Annotated in this window: 17 protein-coding genes; 14 read left to right on the forward strand and 3 right to left on the reverse strand. The window is 70.6% G+C overall.

Going from position 1 to position 16,354, the window contains the following annotated elements; translation table 11 throughout:
- Nucleotides 1-132 precede the first annotated feature (132 nt).
- Together OC490_RS35515 and OC490_RS35520 are read right to left on the reverse strand one after the other, a co-directional pair.
- Nucleotides 133-777, reverse strand: coding sequence for a response regulator (locus OC490_RS35515; protein ID WP_262062155.1), 645 nt, complete (start codon nucleotides 775-777; stop codon nucleotides 133-135).
- Nucleotides 778-799: 22 nt separating this feature from the next.
- Nucleotides 800-1,960: a sensor histidine kinase gene (locus OC490_RS35520; RefSeq protein WP_262062156.1), complete on the reverse strand. Its 1,161-nt coding sequence runs from the start codon at nucleotides 1,958-1,960 to the stop codon at nucleotides 800-802.
- A 196-nt stretch (nucleotides 1,961-2,156) separates the two neighbouring features.
- Here OC490_RS35520 and OC490_RS35525 point away from each other — a divergent pair, with 196 nt between their 5' ends.
- The 7 genes from OC490_RS35525 to OC490_RS35555 all read left to right on the forward strand — a co-directional run bounded on the left by OC490_RS35525 (nucleotide 2,157) and on the right by OC490_RS35555 (nucleotide 8,070).
- Nucleotides 2,157-2,339 carry a hypothetical protein gene (locus OC490_RS35525; RefSeq protein ID WP_262062157.1) on the forward strand — a complete coding sequence of 61 codons (183 nt, stop codon included), beginning with the start codon at nucleotides 2,157-2,159 and terminating at the stop codon, nucleotides 2,337-2,339.
- Between the two features lie 308 nt (nucleotides 2,340-2,647).
- Complete coding sequence (locus tag OC490_RS35530) at nucleotides 2,648-3,364, forward strand: response regulator transcription factor (protein ID WP_262062158.1); 717 nt, start codon at nucleotides 2,648-2,650, stop codon at nucleotides 3,362-3,364.
- A gap of 98 nt (nucleotides 3,365-3,462) precedes the next feature.
- On the forward strand, nucleotides 3,463-4,230 hold the full coding sequence (locus tag OC490_RS35535) for a DUF6082 family protein (RefSeq protein WP_262062159.1): 768 nt from the start codon (nucleotides 3,463-3,465) through the stop codon (nucleotides 4,228-4,230).
- 367 nt (nucleotides 4,231-4,597) lie between these two features.
- Nucleotides 4,598-5,839 carry a cytochrome P450 gene (locus tag OC490_RS35540; protein ID WP_262062160.1) on the forward strand — a complete coding sequence of 414 codons (1,242 nt, stop codon included), beginning with the start codon at nucleotides 4,598-4,600 and terminating at the stop codon, nucleotides 5,837-5,839.
- 41 nt (nucleotides 5,840-5,880) lie between these two features.
- The gene (locus tag OC490_RS35545) at nucleotides 5,881-6,078 is read left to right on the forward strand and encodes a ferredoxin (protein ID WP_262062161.1); all 198 of its coding nucleotides are present in this window, start codon (nucleotides 5,881-5,883) and stop codon (nucleotides 6,076-6,078) included.
- Nucleotides 6,075-7,250 (forward strand): NAD(P)/FAD-dependent oxidoreductase, encoded by a 1,176-nt coding sequence (locus tag OC490_RS35550; protein WP_262062162.1) that lies wholly within the window; start codon nucleotides 6,075-6,077, stop codon nucleotides 7,248-7,250. Before OC490_RS35545 ends, OC490_RS35550 begins: the two co-directional genes overlap by 4 nt.
- Nucleotides 7,231-8,070, forward strand: coding sequence for an SDR family oxidoreductase (locus OC490_RS35555; RefSeq protein WP_262062163.1), 840 nt, complete (start codon nucleotides 7,231-7,233; stop codon nucleotides 8,068-8,070). Before OC490_RS35550 ends, OC490_RS35555 begins: the two co-directional genes overlap by 20 nt.
- A 54-nt stretch (nucleotides 8,071-8,124) precedes the next feature.
- On the opposite strand, the gene OC490_RS35560 is transcribed toward OC490_RS35555, so the two are convergent.
- Nucleotides 8,125-9,021 (reverse strand): EamA family transporter, encoded by an 897-nt coding sequence (locus OC490_RS35560; protein WP_410099215.1) that lies wholly within the window; start codon nucleotides 9,019-9,021, stop codon nucleotides 8,125-8,127.
- 68 nt (nucleotides 9,022-9,089) lie between these two features.
- On the opposite strand from OC490_RS35560, the gene OC490_RS35565 reads away from it, so the two are divergent.
- From OC490_RS35565 to OC490_RS35595, 7 genes are all read left to right on the forward strand, one after another.
- A complete protein-coding gene (locus tag OC490_RS35565) occupies nucleotides 9,090-9,944 on the forward strand; it encodes a LysR family transcriptional regulator (protein WP_262062164.1) in 855 nt (284 codons plus the stop codon).
- Nucleotides 9,945-10,006: 62 nt separating this feature from the next.
- Nucleotides 10,007-11,869 carry a tannase/feruloyl esterase family alpha/beta hydrolase gene (locus OC490_RS35570; RefSeq protein WP_262062165.1) on the forward strand — a complete coding sequence of 621 codons (1,863 nt, stop codon included), beginning with the start codon at nucleotides 10,007-10,009 and terminating at the stop codon, nucleotides 11,867-11,869.
- A gap of 164 nt (nucleotides 11,870-12,033) precedes the next feature.
- Entirely contained in the window at nucleotides 12,034-12,684 is a 651-nt protein-coding gene (locus OC490_RS35575; RefSeq protein WP_262062166.1) for a GntR family transcriptional regulator, read from the forward strand.
- Between the two features lie 61 nt (nucleotides 12,685-12,745).
- Nucleotides 12,746-13,531 carry a PIG-L deacetylase family protein gene (locus OC490_RS35580; protein WP_262062167.1) on the forward strand — a complete coding sequence of 262 codons (786 nt, stop codon included), beginning with the start codon at nucleotides 12,746-12,748 and terminating at the stop codon, nucleotides 13,529-13,531.
- Between the two features lie 2 nt (nucleotides 13,532-13,533).
- On the forward strand, nucleotides 13,534-14,238 hold the full coding sequence (locus tag OC490_RS35585) for a 4-carboxy-4-hydroxy-2-oxoadipate aldolase/oxaloacetate decarboxylase (protein ID WP_262062168.1): 705 nt from the start codon (nucleotides 13,534-13,536) through the stop codon (nucleotides 14,236-14,238).
- The gene (locus tag OC490_RS35590; protein ID WP_262062169.1) at nucleotides 14,235-15,368 is read left to right on the forward strand and encodes a 4-oxalomesaconate tautomerase; all 1,134 of its coding nucleotides are present in this window, start codon (nucleotides 14,235-14,237) and stop codon (nucleotides 15,366-15,368) included. Before OC490_RS35585 ends, OC490_RS35590 begins: the two co-directional genes overlap by 4 nt.
- Nucleotides 15,349-16,299, forward strand: a complete 951-nt coding sequence (locus tag OC490_RS35595; RefSeq protein WP_262062170.1) for a catechol 2,3-dioxygenase — start codon at nucleotides 15,349-15,351, stop codon at nucleotides 16,297-16,299. Before OC490_RS35590 ends, OC490_RS35595 begins: the two co-directional genes overlap by 20 nt.
- The last annotated feature ends 55 nt before the right edge of the window (nucleotides 16,300-16,354 follow it).

The following is a 16,354-nucleotide window of genomic DNA, read 5'->3' on the forward strand; positions in this document are numbered from 1 at the left end:
CTCGGGGACCGCCCCAGACTCGCGGCCGGACCCCCGTCCCGTCGTCGTGCGGCTGCCGACAATCGCGGCTACTGAGAACGCAGTACGCGCCGCCGGCCGTGTCATCCCGTGGCACGACCGGCGGCGCGCGTGTCACACGTTCTGCAGATACGCCAGCACGGCCAGCACCCGGCGGTGCCCGCTGTCGCTCGGCGGCAGGCTCAGCTTCAGGAACACGTTGCCGATGTGCTTGCTGACCGCGCGTTCCGTGACGACCAGGGTCTTGGCGATCGTCGTGTTGTCGTGGCCCTCCGCCATCAGCTTCAGCACCTCGCGCTCGCGCGGGGTGAGCGAGTCCAGCGGTGAATTGCGGCGCCGGGTCAGCAGCTCCGTCACCACCTCGGGGTCGAGCGCCGTACCGCCGGCCGCGACCCGGTCCAGTGCGTCGAGGAACTCGTCCACACGGCCGATCCGGTCCTTGAGGAGATAGCCGACCCCGCTCGCCCCGACGCCCAACAGCTCGGCGGCGTACGACTCCTCGACGTACTGCGACAGCACCAGCACCGGCAGTCCCGGGATCTTCTCCCGTGCCTCCAGCGCGGCCCGCAGCCCCTCGTCGCGGAAGCCGGGCGGCATCCGTACGTCCAACACGGCCACGTCCGGCCGGTGTTCGAGCAGCGCGGGCAGTACCTCCGGCCCGCTGCCCGCGACGGCCACCACCTCGTGCCCCGCCGACGTCAGCAGGAGGACCAGGCCCTCCCTCAGCAGGGCGTTGTCCTCGGCGATCACGACCCTCATGACAGTCCCGCCTCAACTACGCTCACCAGACGCACGGCAGCTCCACTTCGATCACGGTAGGTCCCCCCACGGGGCTGGTCACAGTCACACTGCCGTCGAGCGCGGCGACCCGGCGCTGCATGCCGAGCAGCCCCGATCCGCCTGCCTCGTCGGCGCCACCCCGGCCCTCGTCGCGCACCTGGACGCGCAGTCCGGTGCGGGCGCGGGCGAGACGGACCTCGGCGCGGTCGGCGCCGCTGTACTTGGCCGCGTTGGTCAGCGACTCGGCGATCACGAAGTACGCAGCCGCCTCCACCGCCGCCGGGGCACGCGGCCCGTCGTGTCCGTCGGTCAGCCCGTCCACGGTCACGGCGACGGCGAGCACGCTGCTCGCGGCCAGCGCGCGCACCGCGCCGACCAGGCCCCGGTCGGTGAGGATCGGCGGATGGATCGCGCGGACGACGTGCCGCAGATCCGTCAGCGCCTCCTCGGCCAGCGTCTGCGCCTCGTCGAGCATCCGGCGGGCCGCCGCCGGATCCTGGTCGTAGGCCCGCTTGGCAAGGCCGATCCGCATCGACAGCGACACCAGCCGGGCCTGCGTCCCGTCGTGCAGGTCCCGCTCGATCCGGCGCAGTTCGGCCCCGTGCGCGGCGATCGCGCCCGCCCGGGTCTGCACCAACTCCTCGACCCGTACGGCCAGTTGAGCCTTCGGTGAGGGCTTCAACAGAGCGGTCGACCACTCGGCGTCCAGGTCCGCGAGCCGGCTGATCAACGGCAGGACGACGGCCTCGCGGCGCAGCAGCCCGCACCACACCCCGTCGACGACCAGACCGAGCGGCCACAACGGCAGCATCAGCACGGGCAGCGCGCCGTAGCCGTAGTAGGCGACCATCCAGCGGAAGTCGGTCAGCGTGCTCGGATCACGGACCGCGGTGCGCAGCCGCTCCCGGACCGTGCCGTTCAGCGGCTGGTACGCCTCGGGGATCTTCCGCCCCGTCCAGGCACCCGCCTGCTGCCGCTTGGCCCCGGCGATCCGCCGTATCAGCAGCACGGTCTCGGGCAGCATGAACGCGCCGACCACCGAGACCGTGAGGATCGCGGTGATCAGGAGCACGGTGATGAAGATGTACGACCCGAAGGCCATCGCGGCGGAGATGACGAGCTGGAGTGTCGCCCGGCCCGCCTGCCGCAGGGTTGCGCGCATGGAGATCAGGTTAGGCGCAACGGCCCGGGCTCGCGGGCCGCGCGGCACGGGTGCAGCCCACTCCACCACGGGCCCGGGAGACCGCTCCACCGAGGGTTCGGGAGATCGCTCCCTCGTGTCGTCGGGCGGACGACGGAATCGTTGAAGCACCACGTCAACCAAGATCCAAGTCTGCTCGATCCGGAGGAAACCATTCATGAAACCGCTGCTCGCGTCGAGACCCGTGCTGTGGTTCCTGTTCCTGTTCAATCTGGTCGTCGCCACCGCCGCGCCCTTCGTCGCCGACGGCCCGCAGGCCGTCCTGACCGGCGTCGGCATGGGCGCGGTCTCGCTCGGGGCGGGCATCAGCCTGTACCGGACCCGCCGGAAACCGGCCTGACGACTTCCCGCCTGCGCTTCGAACATGAGGAGGGTGTGTCCACGGACCCGGCGCCGATCTGGGGGAGTGGCCGGCGACCGGGTCCGGGACAGCGCCGACCCCCGTCCCCACGGGTTCGGCGCGGGGGCCGCCTTCCGCTCAAGGCGGCCCCGGCTCTGGTGAGCGAGGGCTCAGTTGTGCTCCTGCTTTCCGCTACCCGTCCTCACGGTCGGGCTTCCTTGAGTTAGGCAAGCATATGGGACTTACTTGAGTCAAGCAATCGAATGGATATTGCTTGAGTCAGGCAAGCAGGGCGGTAGGCTGAGCGCATGTCCACGTACGGCAGCATCAGTGAGACACGATCACTCGCCCGCGGTGGCGGGCAACACCTGCTCGTCGCCGTGGACGAGCCGGACAACGCCGAACTTCTGTCCACCACACTGGAGTTGGCCGGCTACCGGATCGGGACGGCCGGCAGCGGCACCGAAGTGGTGTCGCGGCTGGCGGAGCAACGGTTCGAACTCGTCGTCATCGACGCGGAGTTGCCGGAGATGGACGCCCTTGAGCAGGGCGGCCGACTTGTCACGCACCGCCCGCCCGTCCTGCTGCTCACCGCTTGGGACGCCCTGGACAGGCTGCTGCCCGAACTGGGCGCGGGGGAGCGGGACTACGTCACCAAGCCGTTCCGGATCGCCGAAGTGCTCGCCCGTATCCAGGTGTTGCTGCGTACCGGGGGTGGCGGCAGGGACGGTGCGCTGCACTACGCCGACCTGGTCCTGGACGACACCACCTGCCAGGCGCGGCGCGGCCGGCGCACACTCGATCTCACGCCGGCGGAGTACCGGCTGCTGCGCCACCTCCTCGTCAACGCGCACAAGGTGCTGTCCAAGGAGCAGATCAGCCGGTACGTCTGGGGCGACTTCCGCGGCGACAACGCGATGGAGCAGCTGATCTCCCGCCTCAGGCGCAAGGTGGACCAGGAGGGAGCCGCGCTGATCCACACGCGCCGGGGCTTCGGCTACTGGCTCGGGAGGGCGGCCGGGTAGGGGGTGTTGAGGTTGTGCAGGTGGGCGATGTCGACCGCGTCGGCCGGAAGTAGGCTGCTCCAGGCTCGGCCTAGTCACTGGGGCAGGCTCGCCTGGGGGTGATCGACCTGATGGTTCGTCATGGGTCCGTGGGGGCGGCGCGTCGCGCGGGCAGAGTTCTGGGGCTGGTCGCTGCCGCGGCACTCGCGCTGACGGTGGTGCTCTTGTCGCCCTTCGCGCTGGAGGAGCTCTCCGACTCCAAGGGCGTGGACTGGGACAGGCTCGGTCAGGTCGGCGCGGCGTACGGCTTCACGTCGGCGATCGTCTCGGCGCTGGCGCTGGCCGGAGTCGCCGTTTCCCTGGGCGTCCAGAACCGGCAGGCCAGGGCGGATCAGGTCCAGGGGATCCGCAGCTACTACCTTGAGCTGGTCCGCCTGGAACTCGACGACATGGCGCTGTTCCAGCCTGTCTGGGGCGACACGGACATCGTCGATCCGCATGAACGGAAGCGGCACGTCTATGCCGACCTCATGATGAACTACGCCTGGATGGGCTTCGAGATCGGGACCATTCGCGAGAGCCTGCTGCGGGACATGCTCGCCGGGATGTTCACCGGCGAGGCCGGGCGGCGCTACTGGATCCGGGCCCACGCCTCGTGGATCGCCAGTTCGTCGGGAAGCCGTGTCGGTCGTCGCTTCCTGGCCGTCGTGGGCGAGGAACACGCGAGGGCGGCGGCATCCGGACCTCCGACCCGCTCACCGATCGCTTCCCGCCCACCTGCCGTACCCGCCGTGGGGACGTCGCCCGCGTGGCGGGCATCGGTCGGCGTTCTGGCCGGTCTGGGCGCGGGCCTGGCGCTCGGGTCGCTGCTGCGGAGTCGCCGGTAGGGGCGGCCGACCCCCGACGGGATGACCGCGGTGAGATTTTGCGGAGCAAATGTGGACGCGCTGTGCAGTGGACTGCGGGGCGGGGTCGCGGTGACGTGACCCCGCCCCCTTTTGGTTGCGGCCGCGAGTCGCCGCCGTAACGCGCCCGTCGGTCAACTCTCAGGTAATTCACCTGAGGTAACCCTCCCTGACATCTCTGTCCGGTTCATGGCAACACTGACGATAGGTGATCTGGATCACGTCAGGTCGATGTCAGGCAACTGACCGGAAGGTGTCAGTCCGCTCTGTTTGCATGTGCTCATTGAGGCCTCGTTCCCAGTACCCCGCGTCCCGCCCCACGCGGAGCCCCCCACTACCGAGGAGAGACATGGCCGACACCCTGACCGGCACCGCGCCCGACACGGCCGCGACGGTCCCCGCCTACCCGATGCAGCGGGACGCGCGCTGCCCCCTCGCCCCGCCGCCGGCCGTGCACGGGCTGCGCGACGGGAAACCGATCGGCAGGGTCCGCATCTGGAACGGCGCCACGCCCTGGCTGATCACCCGGCACGCCGACCAGCGCGCCCTGCTCACCGACCCCCGCGTCAGCGACGACGACCTGGAACCCGGCTTTCCCTACGTCAACGCGCACCGCGCCGAGATCGCCCCGCACACCCCGCGGCTGATCACCAACACCGACGCCCCCGAGCACACTCGGCTGCGCCGGACGGTCAACGCGCCCTTCCTCGTCAAGCGCATCGAGGCCATGCGGGCGCCCGTCCAGAAGATCGTCGACGAGCTGATCGACGACATGCTCGCCGGTCCCAACCCGGCCGACCTGCTCACGGCGCTCGCCCTGCCCGTCCCGTCACTGGTCATCGCCGAACTGCTCGGAGTGCCGTACGCGGACCACGACTTCTTCCAGCGCGGCAGCAGCATCGCGCTCGACAGCGCCGCCTCGCCCCAGGAGGCGCGGGAGGCGAGCGGTGCGCTGGCCGCCTATCTGGACAAGCTCATCGGGCTGAAGCTGGAGAACCCGGGCGAGGGTGTGCTCTCCGAGATGGCGGGCCGGGTCGAGACCGGCGAGATGACCCGCGCCGAGGCCGTCCACATGGGCGTCGCCATGCTCATCGCCGGGCATGAGACCACCGCCACGATGATCAGCCTCGGCGCCCTCGCCCTGCTCCAGAACCCCGGCCAACTCGCCCTGGTGCGCGACACGGACGACCCGAAGGTCATCGCCGGAGCGGTCGACGAACTCCTGCGCTACCTCACCATCGTGCAGACCGGCGTCCGCCGCGTCGCCAAGGCCGATATCGAGATCGGCGGCGTCACCATCCGGGCCGGCGAGGGCATGATCTTCGACCTGCACGCGGCGAACTGGGACCCCGAGGCGTTCCCCGAGGCCGACCGCCTGGACATCACCCGCTCCGCCCGTCAACACCAGGCCTTCGGCTACGGCCCCCACCAGTGCCTCGGCCAGAACCTCGCCCGCCTCGAACTCCAGGTCGTCTACGGCACCCTCTACCGCCGCGTCCCGACCCTCCGACTGGCCGCTCCCATCGAGCAGTTGGCGTTCGACCGCACCGGCACGACGTACGGCGTGGCCTGTCTTCCCGTCGCCTGGTGACCACCTCCACGTCAATGCACAAGAGAGCAAAGGACACAGCCATGAAGGTCGAACTCGACGAACCGAAATGCGTCGCCTCCGGGCAGTGCGTGGTCGCCGCCCCCGACGTCTTCGATCAGCGGGACGACGACGGTGTGGCCGTCCTCCTGGAGGAGCACCCCGGTGCCGAACTCGTGGCCGATGTACGGGAAGCCGTGGCGGTCTGCCCGGCCGCGGCCATCCGGCTGGTGGAGCAGTGAAGCGGATCGTCGTCGTCGGAGCCTCGGCCGCCGGACTCGCGGCGGCCGAGACGCTCCGCCGCGAGGGCTACGACGGCACCGTCACCCTCGTCGGCGAGGAGTCCCATCTGCCGTACGACAGGCCGCCGTTGTCCAAGCAGGTCCTCGCCGCCGAGTGGGAACCGGACCGGGTCGCCCTGCGCACCCCGGCCGACCTGGCCGGGCACGACCTCGATCTGCGCCTCGGTGTCGCCGCGACCGCGCTCGACCTCACCGCGCAGGAGGTGTCGCTCTCGGACGGTGCGCAGGTGCCGTACGACGGGCTGATCATCGCCACCGGGGTACGTCCCCGGCGGCTGCCCGGCGAGGGCGCGCACGTTCTGCGCACGCTCGACGACGCGCTCACACTGCGCGAACGGCTCGGTCCCGGGCGGCGGTTGGTCGTGGTCGGCGCCGGTTTCCTCGGCGCCGAGGCCGCCGCCGTGGCCTGGCGTCTCGGCGCTCAAGTGACCTTGTTGGAACCGGCATCCGTCCCCCTGGCGCACGCGGTCGGCGAGCAGGTCGGCCAGGTACTGGCCCAGGCCCACGTGGACCACGGCGTGAACCTGCGCACCGGGGTCTCGGTCACCGAGGTGACCGACGAGGGCGTACAACTCGCGCACGGCGAGGAGATCGAGGCCGACGAAGTGCTCGTCGCGATCGGCTCGTTGCCGAACACCGCGTGGCTCGCCGACAGCGGTCTGTCGGCGGGCGACGGAGTGGTGTGCGACGAGTACTGCGAGGCCGCCCGGAACGTCTACGCGGCCGGTGATGTCGCCCGCTGGTACAACCCGCTGTTCGGTACGTCGATGCGGATCGAGCACCGCACCAACGCGGCCGAGCAGGGCATGGCCGCCGCCCGCAACCTTCTCGGCGCCGACACGCGCAGACCGTTCGCGCCCGTGCCCTACTTCTGGTCCGACCAGTACGACATGAAGATCCAGGCCCACGGCTATCTGCGCGGCCACGACGAAGTCGCCGTCGTGGAGGGGGACTTGGGCGAGCGGCGGTTCGTGGCCGCCTACCGCACCGGCGACCGGCTCGCCGGCGCCCTCGCGGTCGGCATGCCCCCGAAAGCGATCCGCGGCTGGCGGTCGGCCATCGCCGCCGGAGTGAACTGGCAGGAGGCCGTCCATGGCGCAACGACCGTCTGAGGAACCCCGCGACGTCGTCGTGGTCACCGGCGCCGGAGGCATGGGAACGGCGATCGCCCGCCGCCTCGGCAGCGGACGCACCCTGTTCCTCGCCGACGCCTCGCGCGGCCAACTCGACCGCACCGTGGCCGCGTTGCGCGCCGAGGGCTACGCGGCACACGGAGTCCTGACCGACATCTCCGACCGTACGGCCGTCGAGAAGCTCGCGCAGACCGCGGCCGGCGAGGGCCGGGTCCTGGCCGTGGCGCACACGGCCGGGGTCTCCGCCTCGATCGCGTCGGCGCGGACGATCCTGGAGGTCGACCTGCTCGGCACGGTCCACGTCATCGACGCCTTCGAGGCGGTGGCGGGACGCGGCACCGCGCTGGTCGCCGTGTCCAGCATGGCCGGGCACTACGCCTCGCTCAGCCCCGAGGAAGAGGCCGCCCTGGCCACGGCCCCGGCGGACGAACTCCTCTCCCTCGCCGCCGTCACGGCAGTCGGCGACGACTCGCTGCGCGCCTACATGGTCGCCAAACGCGCCAACCATGTGCGCGTGGAGGCCGCCGCGCTCGCCTGGAACCTGCGCGGTGCCCGCATCAACACCGTCAGCCCCGGCGTCGTCTCCACCGCGATGTCGAAGGCGGAGGCCGAATCGCCGCACGGCGGACACATGTTGAAGATGCTGGGCGACTGTGGAGCGGGACGCACCGGCACACCCGGCGAGATCGCCGACGCGGTCGCCTTCCTCACCGGCCCGCAGGCCCAGTTCATCACCGGTACCGATCTGCTCGTCGACGGCGGGCAGGCCGCGTGGGTGCGTCGACACATGCGGCACTGACGGCCCCGCCCAGGACACCGGCCAGTCACAGCGGAAGGGCGGGTCTCGGTCGGTTCAGTCCCGTGACGTGAGAATGCTCAGCGCGTTCGCGGCCACGATGGCTCCAATGCCCGCCCACTCCGCCCAGCCCAGCCGCTGACCGAGGCCGATCCACCCGACCACGGCGGCGAGCACCGGGTTGACACTCATGAACAGCCCGAAGGCCGGAGCCGGCACCCGGCGCAGCGTGAACACATCGGCCAGATACGGCACCGCCGACGACAGCACCCCGGCCGCCACCGCACACCCGGCCGCCGCGAGCGTCGGCGGATGCCGGACGGCGACGACGATCCCGACCGGCAGGAACATCAGCGCGGACACTCCGGCCGCAGCCGCCGAACCCTGCGCGCCGGGGATGCGGTTGCCGACGGTCCGGTTGAGCAGGATGTACGACGCCCAGCAGGTGGCGGCGAGCAGCCCGAGTCCCATGCCCAGGTAGTCGGCCGAGGGGCGAGGCCGCATGAGCGTCACCACGCCCGCCGCCGCGATCAGCGCACAGCAGGCGTCCACGCGGCGCCGGGTCGCGGCCAGCGCGATGGACAGCGGGCCCAGGAACTCCAGCGTCACCGCCAGACCGAGGCCGACCCGGTCGATCGCGGTGTACAGGGACAGGTTCATCGTCCCGAACACCACCGCCAGCAGCAGGACCGGCCACCACTGCCGCCGGGTGAACTCGCGCAGTCGCGGCCTGCCCACGGCGAACAGGACGGCCGCGGCGACGTACTGGCGCACCGCGACCACCCCCACCGGCCCGATGACGGGGAAGGCGAGGGAACCGAGCGCCGCACCGGTCTGGTTGGACAGCCCGCTGCCGGCCATGGTGGCCACCCCGGCGAGGCCCACCCGCGACGACCGAGCGGTGCCATGTGGCGTGGTGGGCGAGGGAGTTGTCGCTGCGGAGGCTCCAGGCATGCTCCGATCGTGCGCCTCACCCGTACTTGCGCAAAATGCATGAGCCGGACGATCTATACGCTGGAGTCATGGATCTGGAGCTGAGGCAGTTGCGCTGTCTCGTCGCGATCGTCGACGAGGGCACCTTCACGGACGCCGCCCACGCGCTCGGCGTCTCCCAGGCAGCCGTCTCCCGCACCCTCGCCTCCCTCGAACAGACCCTGGGCGTACGGATGTTGAGGCGCACCTCCCGATCGGTGACCCCGACGAGCACCGGGCTGCGGGTGGTCGCGCACGCCCGGCGGGTCCTCGCCGAGGTCGACGACCTGGTCCGCGACGCCACCTCGGGCCACGCCCATCTGCGCATCGGCTACGCCTGGTCGGCGCTCGGCCGCCACACGCTCCCCTTCCAGCGCCGCTGGAGCCGGGCGCATCCGGAGACCGACCTGCACCTGATCCGCGTCAACTCGGCCACCGCAGGACTCGGCGAAGGCGCCTGCGACCTGGCCGTGGTCCGCAGACCGCTCGACGACCGGCGGTTCGAGTCGGCCATCGTCGGGCTGGAGCGACGGCTGTGCGCCATGGCCTCCGACGACCCGCTGGCCCGGCGCCGCTCGGTCCGGCTGGCCGACCTCGCCGGGCGGACCCTCCTCGTCGACCGCCGTACCGGCACCACGACCGCCGACCTGTGGCCGGCCGACTCCCGCCCGGTCACCGAGGACATCCACGACGTGGACGACTGGCTCACCGTGATCGCCACCGGCCGCAGCGTCGGCATGACCGCGGAGTCGACCGCCAACCAGTACCCGCGGCCCGGCGTCGTCTACCGGCCGGTGCGCGACGGCGAGCCCATCGCCGTACGGCTCGCCTGGTGGAAGGACGACCCGCACCCCGCCACCCAGGCCGTACTGGAACTGCTCACCGCGCTCTACCGCGAGACCTGAGCCGCTCACCCCTTCGGCCCACGTCGGTGGCCACCGTCGGGCGCCCGCTCGACGCTGAGCCCATGAGCCCTGGTCATGCCCACTCCTCGAAGCGGACGAGGATCGTCCTCCTGGTGGCCGTCGTCGTCGCGGCCCTCGTCACGGGCCTCGCGCTGCTGCCCGACACGTTCTCGGCGGACGCCGACGCGAGCGTCACAAGGGTCACCGCCGTGGGCGACGTGGGCAGGAACCTGCCGGTCACCAAGCCCACGATCGACTGCGCCGACCTGCTCCAGAAGGACTTCGGCGCCCTCGACGACGCGGCGACCTCCGTCGCCTCCGCGACCGTCGTGGCCAAGGGCGGTACGAACGCGTACGAGTACTGCGACGTCAAGGGCACCGTCGCCCCGCAGATCCAGTTCGAACTGCGGCTGCCGACACAGACGTACCGGCAGCGCTATCTCCAGGAAGGCTGCGGCGGCTACTGCGGGATGGTCGGCGTCAGTGCCCGGCCTGCCGCCTCCACCGGCTGCGTCCCCGTCACCGACGGCTCCTTCGCCCTCGGCCAGGACAACCAGGGCCATGTCTCCACCTCCGGCGCGGGCGGCGGCTCCGCCGAGGTCTGGGCGACGAACCCACAGCTCAAGGTGGACTTCGGCTACCGGGCCGAGCATGCCTTCGCCACCGCCGCGAAGGCGATCACCAAGGCCTTCTACGGCGCCGAGCCGACGTACTCCTACTACGACGGCTGCTCGGACGGCGGGCGCGAGACGCTGATGGAGGTGCAGCGCTACCCCGGCGACTTCAGTGCCGCCCTGGTCGGCGCCCCGGCCTTCAACCAGACCGCGCTCAACGCGATGCAGGAGGCGTATCTCTCCACCGTCGACTTCCGCGCGGACGGCTCGACGATCCTGCCCGCCTCGAAACTCCCCATGCTCCACAGGGCCGTGATCGCGAAGTGCGCCGACCCCAAGCTGAACAACGACCTCATCCAGGACCCGGCGGCCTGCACCTTCGACCCGGCGAGCCTCAAGTGCGCCGATAACAAGGACAGTTCGGGCTGTCTCACCGCCGAGCAGATCGACGTCGTACGGAAGGCGTACGCGGGCGTGACCGCACCGGACGGCACCCATCTCTACACCGGCGGCCAGCCCTACGGCTCCGAGGCCGCCTGGGAGGGGCTGTTCATTCCGAAGGCCGGTCAGGGGCAGAGTTCGGTGCAGCTGTACGGGATCGGCCTCGGGTTCCTGCGCTGGGTCGGCAAGTGGGAGGCCGACCCGACGCTGAAGCTCGACGGGTCGCTGTTCACCGTCGACACCTTCAAGGCGTACCAGCGCGAGGTCTCCGGGATCTACGACGCCACCGACCCGGATCTCACCAAGTTCCACCAGGCGGGCGGCCGGCTCATCCAGTGGCACGGGCTGACCGACCCCGACATCCCGCCCACCGGCACCCGGGCCTACCGCCAGGCCATGATCGACACCATGGGGCAGGGCGAGGTCGACGACTTCTACCGTCTGTACCTGTTCCCCGGCGTCAACCACTGCGGCGGCGGTGAGGGACCCGACAGCTTCGACCTGCTGAGCAAGCTGATCGACTGGCGGGAGACCGGGAAGCTGCCGGGCGCCGTCATCGCGTCCAAGACCAGCGGCGGCAACCAGCCCGGGGGACCGGCCGGCGGTCAGCTCGGCGGTGGCGACACGAAGGCCTCCGCGAGCAGCAGCGCGCCCACCGTCGAGTACACCCGGCCCGTCCACCCGTACCCGCAACTGGTCGCCTACGACGGCTCCGGCGACAAGAAGGACGCGGCCAACTACCGTGCCTACACGCCCGACAAGCTGCCCGACGACCACTTCAAGTGGGCCGGATCCTTCACCTCCGGCTACCAGGAGTGGTGCGACACGAAGGACGGCAAGTCGATGAGCTGCACCCGTCACAAGCCGTAGTAGAAGCGGGTTCACCGCCCGTCCATGGCCGGTCCATGGGCGGGCGGCGGCATGTCTGAGGTAAGTATGGGCTGAGCCATGCCTGCAATACGGCGGACAAAATTGTTGACAATCTTGTTTGGCTAGATTTAGGTTCGACAGGCACTCACTCAGGGAGGGCAACGATGCCGAAAGAAGCCCGTCCGAGCACCGGGGAGCAGGCCAAGCAGCATGCGCTCACGCAGCTGCGGCAGGCGATCCTGCACGGCGACATGGCACCGGCACAGCGGCTGGTGGAGAACGAGCTCGCCGAGCAACTCGATGTGACGCGGGCCAGCATCCGCGCGGCGTTGATCGATCTGGCGGCCGAAGGACTGGTCGAGCGGATCCGCAACCGGGGCTCCCGGGTGCGGGTGGTGACCGTGGAGGAAGCGGTCGCCATCACGGAGTGCCGCATGGTCCTGGAGGGACTGTGCGCGGCGAAGGCGGCCGTCGCGGCCAGCGACGAGCAGCTGACCGAACTGGCGGACCTGGGCCGGGCCATGACCAAGGCCGTGGCCGACGGCGAGCCCGTGACGTACTCCGAGCTCAACCACGAACTGCACGACAAGGTCCGGGAGTTCTCCGGCCAGCAGACGGCCTTGGCCCTGCTGGAACGGCTCAACGCCCAACTGGTGCGTCACCGCTTCCAGTTGGCGCTGCGGCCGGGGCGTCCGCAGCAGTCCCTGAACGAGCATCTGGCCATGATCGAGGCGATCACGGCCAGGGACCCGCAGGCGGCCGAGGCGGCCGTCCGCGCCCATCTCACCAGTGTGATCGAGGCGTTGCGCGACTGAGGCGCGGCGGCTCGGCACGCCCGGGGCGGGCGCACACCTGTCCACCAAGGAGATTGACGCAATGACGCACGGCAACGCGCCCGCCTCCCCCACGCTCGACGACGCTCGCGCGGGGGGACCCCCATCACGATCGACACTCGTCGTCACGGCGCACGCCGGGGACTTCGTGTGGCGGGCGGGCGGAGCCATCGCCCTGGCCGCCGCCCGTGGCGAGAAGGTCACCATCGCCTGTCTGACCTTCGGCGAGCGCGGCGAGTCCGCCAAGGCCTGGCGCGAGGGCAAGCAGCTGGACGAGATCAAGGCGATCCGCCGGGACGAGGCCGAGCGCGCCGCGGCCACCCTCGGCGCCGAGGTCCGTTTCTACGACGCCGGCGACTACCCCCTGGTCGCCACCGCCGAGTTGACCGACCGACTCGTCGCCGTCTACCGCGAGACGCAGCCGGACGTCGTGCTCACCCACCCCACCGAGGACCCGTACAACGGCGACCACCCGGCCGCCAGCCGGATGGCGCTGGAGGCCCGCGTCCTGGCGCAGGCCATCGGCTACCCCGGCGAGGGCGAGATCATCGGCGCCCCGCCGGTCTTCTACTTCGAGCCGCACCAGCCCGAGATGAGCGGCTTCAAGCCCGAGGTCCTCCTCGACATCACCGAGGTCTGGGACACCAAGCGCAAGGCGATGGAGTGCCTCGGCGCCCAGCAGCACCTGTGGGACTACTACACCGACCTGGCCGTCCGCCGCGGTGTCCAGCTCAAGCGCAACGCCGGCCCGAACCTGGGCCTGGCCCACAAGACGATGGCCGAGGCGTACATGCGCCCGTACCCGCAGATCGCGAAGGAGCTGGCATAGCCATGGGCGGCGTGATCGTCACCAACCCGCCGAAGGCGGACGCGAAGGACGTCGAGGCGCTGGCCGCCTTCGGCGTGGCCACCGTGAGCGAGGCCATGGGCCGCACCGGTCTGCTCGGTCCGTCAATCCGCCCTGTGCAGCAGGGAGTTCGGGTCGCCGGCACCGCCGTCACCGTGCTCAGCTGGCCCGGCGACAACCTCATGATCCATGCGGCCGTGGAGCAGTGCGCCGAGGGGGACATCCTCGTCGTCACCACCACTTCCCCGTGCACGGACGGCCTGTTCGGCGAGCTGTTCGCCACCGCGCTGCAGCAGCGCGGGGTGCGCGGAGTCGTCCTCAACACCGGCATCCGAGACACTCAGGAACTGCGCGACATGGGCTTCGCCGCCTGGTCCCGGGCCGTCTCCTCCCAGGGCACCGTCAAGGCCACCGGCGGCTCGGTCAACGTGCCCATCGCCATCGACGGCCAGGTCGTCCGCCCCGGTGACGTGATCGTCGCCGACGACGACGGCGTGGTGGTCGTACCGCGCGAGAAGGCCCGTGAGACCGCCGAGAGGTCCGAGGCCCGCGAGGCGAAGGAAGCGGCCACCCGCGCCGCCTTCCTGGAGGGTCAACTGGGCCTGGACCGCTACGGGTTGCGCGACACCCTCAAGCAACTCGGCGTCGAGTACCGGTCGTACGAGGAGTACACCGGAGCCGGGTCGTGACCGGGCCCGCGGAGGTGCGCTGCATGCTGATGCGCGGCGGCACCTCCAAGGGCGCCTACTTCCTGGCCGAGGACCCCCCCGCCGACCCCGCCGAACGCGACGACCTGCTGCTGCGCGTCATGGGCAGCCCCGACCCGCGCCAGATCGACGGCCTGGGCGGCGCCCACCCGCTCACCAGCAAGGTCGGCGTGGTCTCCGTCTCGGCCGACCCCGAGGCCGACGTCGACTATCTGTTCCTGCAAGTCGCTGTCGACCGACCTGAGGTGACGGATCGTCAGAACTGCGGCAACATCCTCGCCGGAATTGGCCCGTTCGCCGTGGAGCGGGGGCTCGTGGCCCCCGCCGACGGCGAGACGTCCGTCCGTATCCGCATGCTCAACACCGGGGAACTGGCGATCACGAGCTTCCCCACGCCCGGCGGCCGGGTCGACTACACAGGCGCCGCCGAAATCTCCGGTGTACCCGGCACCGCGGCCGCCGTGGTCATCGAATTCCCGCAGGGCAGCAGCCCGTTGCTGCCGACGGGCCGGATCCGGGACGTCCTCGCCGGCACCGAGGTGACGTGCGTCGACAACGGCATGCCGGTCGTCCTGATCCCGGCCACCGCACTGGACGTCACCGGCTACGAGAGCCCCCAGGACCTGGAAGAGAACCTGATGCTCGCCGACCGTCTCCGGGAGATCCGCCTGGAGGCCGGCAAGCTGATGGGCCTCGGGGACGTCGAGAGCACCACCGTGCCCAAGCTCAGCCTGCTGGCACCGCCCCGGGACGGCGGAGCGGTGATGACCCGCACCTTCATCCCCGTGCGCTGCCACACCTCGATCGGCGTCCTCGGCGCCGCGAGCGTGGCGGCGGGGCTGCTCCTGCCCGGCGGGGTGGGGGAGGGCATCGCCGACGTCTCTGCGCAAAGTGACCGAATTCGCATCGAGCATCCCAGCGGATTCCTGGACATCGAAACCAGCGTGACCCCCGCATCCGGCGAGACCGCTCCCGTGGTCCGCAGAACCGCCGTGGTGCGTACCGCCCGCAAGATCTTCGACGGCACCGTCTTCCCCCGGTCCGCCGACACAACCCCCACACCCGCACCCGTACGACCCCTTGGAGGCAACGATGGCTCCGCCGCTCGGTGACATCGCCCATATCGGCCACGCCCAGCTCTTCACCCCGGACCTGGACGCCAGTGTCGCCTTCTTCACCGACTACCTCGGGCTGACCGCCAACGGGCAGGACGGCGACACCGTCTACCTCCGCACCTACGACGACTACGAGCACCACAGCCTGGTCCTCACCGCCCGAGAACAGCCCGGCCTCGGCCGCCTCGCCCTGCGCACCTCCAGCGAGGAGGCCCTCCAGCGCCGTATCGAGGCGATCGAGGAGGCGGGCGGAACCGGCCGATGGGTCGAGGACGAGCCAGGCCTCGGCAAGCTGTACATCACCACTGACCCCGACGGCCACGAGCACGCCCTGTACTGGGAGAGCGAGCACTACCAGGCCCCCGACGAGCTGAAACCGGCTCTGAAGAACCAGCCGCAGGCCAAACCCAACCGGGGTGTCGGCGTACGGCGCCTCGACCACATCAACTTCCTTGCCGCGGACGTGCTTTCCAGTGCCGAGTTCCAGGAACACGTGCTGGGCGCAAGGCCGACGGAGCAGATCCAGCTCAACAGCGGGCGGATCGCGGCGCGTTGGCTGACCTACACGAACAAGTCGTACGACGTCGTGTACACCAAGGACTGGACCGGTTCGACCGGGCGGCTGCACCACATCGCCTTCGCGACCGACACCCGTGAGGACATCCTGCGCGCGGCCGATCTCGCCATCGACACGGGCGTGTTCATCGAGACGGGCCCGCACAAGCACGCCATCCAGCAGACGTTCTTCCTCTACGTCTACGAACCCGGCGGCAACCGCATCGAGTTGTGCAATCCGCTCACCCGACTTGTCCTGGCGCCCGACTGGCCGCTGATCACCTGGACCGAGGAAGAGCGGAAGAAGGGGCAGGCCTGGGGCCTGAAGACCATCGAGTCGTTCCACACGCACGGGACTCCGCCGGTCGGCTGAGCGGCGCGCAGGAGTCACCGGAGTCACCCTCACGCGATTGTCGATGAGATTGTTG

Source organism: Streptomyces sp. STR69, from assembly GCF_024519455.1.
Lineage (GTDB): Bacteria > Actinomycetota > Actinomycetes > Streptomycetales > Streptomycetaceae > Streptomyces.

Bases quoted from the DNA above. Each gene is read 5' to 3' on its own strand.
- OC490_RS35555 (WP_262062163.1), top strand. From the start codon at position 7,231: ATGGCGCAACGACCGTCTGAGGAACCCCGCGACGTCGTCGTGGTCACC.
- OC490_RS35520 (WP_262062156.1), bottom strand. From the start codon at position 1,960: ATGCGCGCAACCCTGCGGCAGGCGGGCCGGGCGACACTCCAGCTCGTC.
- OC490_RS35545 (WP_262062161.1), top strand. From the start codon at position 5,881: ATGAAGGTCGAACTCGACGAACCGAAATGCGTCGCCTCCGGGCAGTGC.
- OC490_RS35540 (WP_262062160.1), top strand. From the start codon at position 4,598: ATGGCCGACACCCTGACCGGCACCGCGCCCGACACGGCCGCGACGGTC.
- OC490_RS35585 (WP_262062168.1), top strand. From the start codon at position 13,534: ATGGGCGGCGTGATCGTCACCAACCCGCCGAAGGCGGACGCGAAGGAC.
- OC490_RS35575 (WP_262062166.1), top strand. From the start codon at position 12,034: ATGCCGAAAGAAGCCCGTCCGAGCACCGGGGAGCAGGCCAAGCAGCAT.
- OC490_RS35560 (WP_410099215.1), bottom strand. From the start codon at position 9,021: ATGCCTGGAGCCTCCGCAGCGACAACTCCCTCGCCCACCACGCCACAT.
- OC490_RS35530 (WP_262062158.1), top strand. From the start codon at position 2,648: ATGTCCACGTACGGCAGCATCAGTGAGACACGATCACTCGCCCGCGGT.
- OC490_RS35570 (WP_262062165.1), top strand. From the start codon at position 10,007: ATGAGCCCTGGTCATGCCCACTCCTCGAAGCGGACGAGGATCGTCCTC.
- OC490_RS35515 (WP_262062155.1), bottom strand. From the start codon at position 777: ATGAGGGTCGTGATCGCCGAGGACAACGCCCTGCTGAGGGAGGGCCTG.
- OC490_RS35595 (WP_262062170.1), top strand. From the start codon at position 15,349: ATGGCTCCGCCGCTCGGTGACATCGCCCATATCGGCCACGCCCAGCTC.
- OC490_RS35565 (WP_262062164.1), top strand. From the start codon at position 9,090: ATGGATCTGGAGCTGAGGCAGTTGCGCTGTCTCGTCGCGATCGTCGAC.
- OC490_RS35525 (WP_262062157.1), top strand. From the start codon at position 2,157: ATGAAACCGCTGCTCGCGTCGAGACCCGTGCTGTGGTTCCTGTTCCTG.
- OC490_RS35580 (WP_262062167.1), top strand. From the start codon at position 12,746: ATGACGCACGGCAACGCGCCCGCCTCCCCCACGCTCGACGACGCTCGC.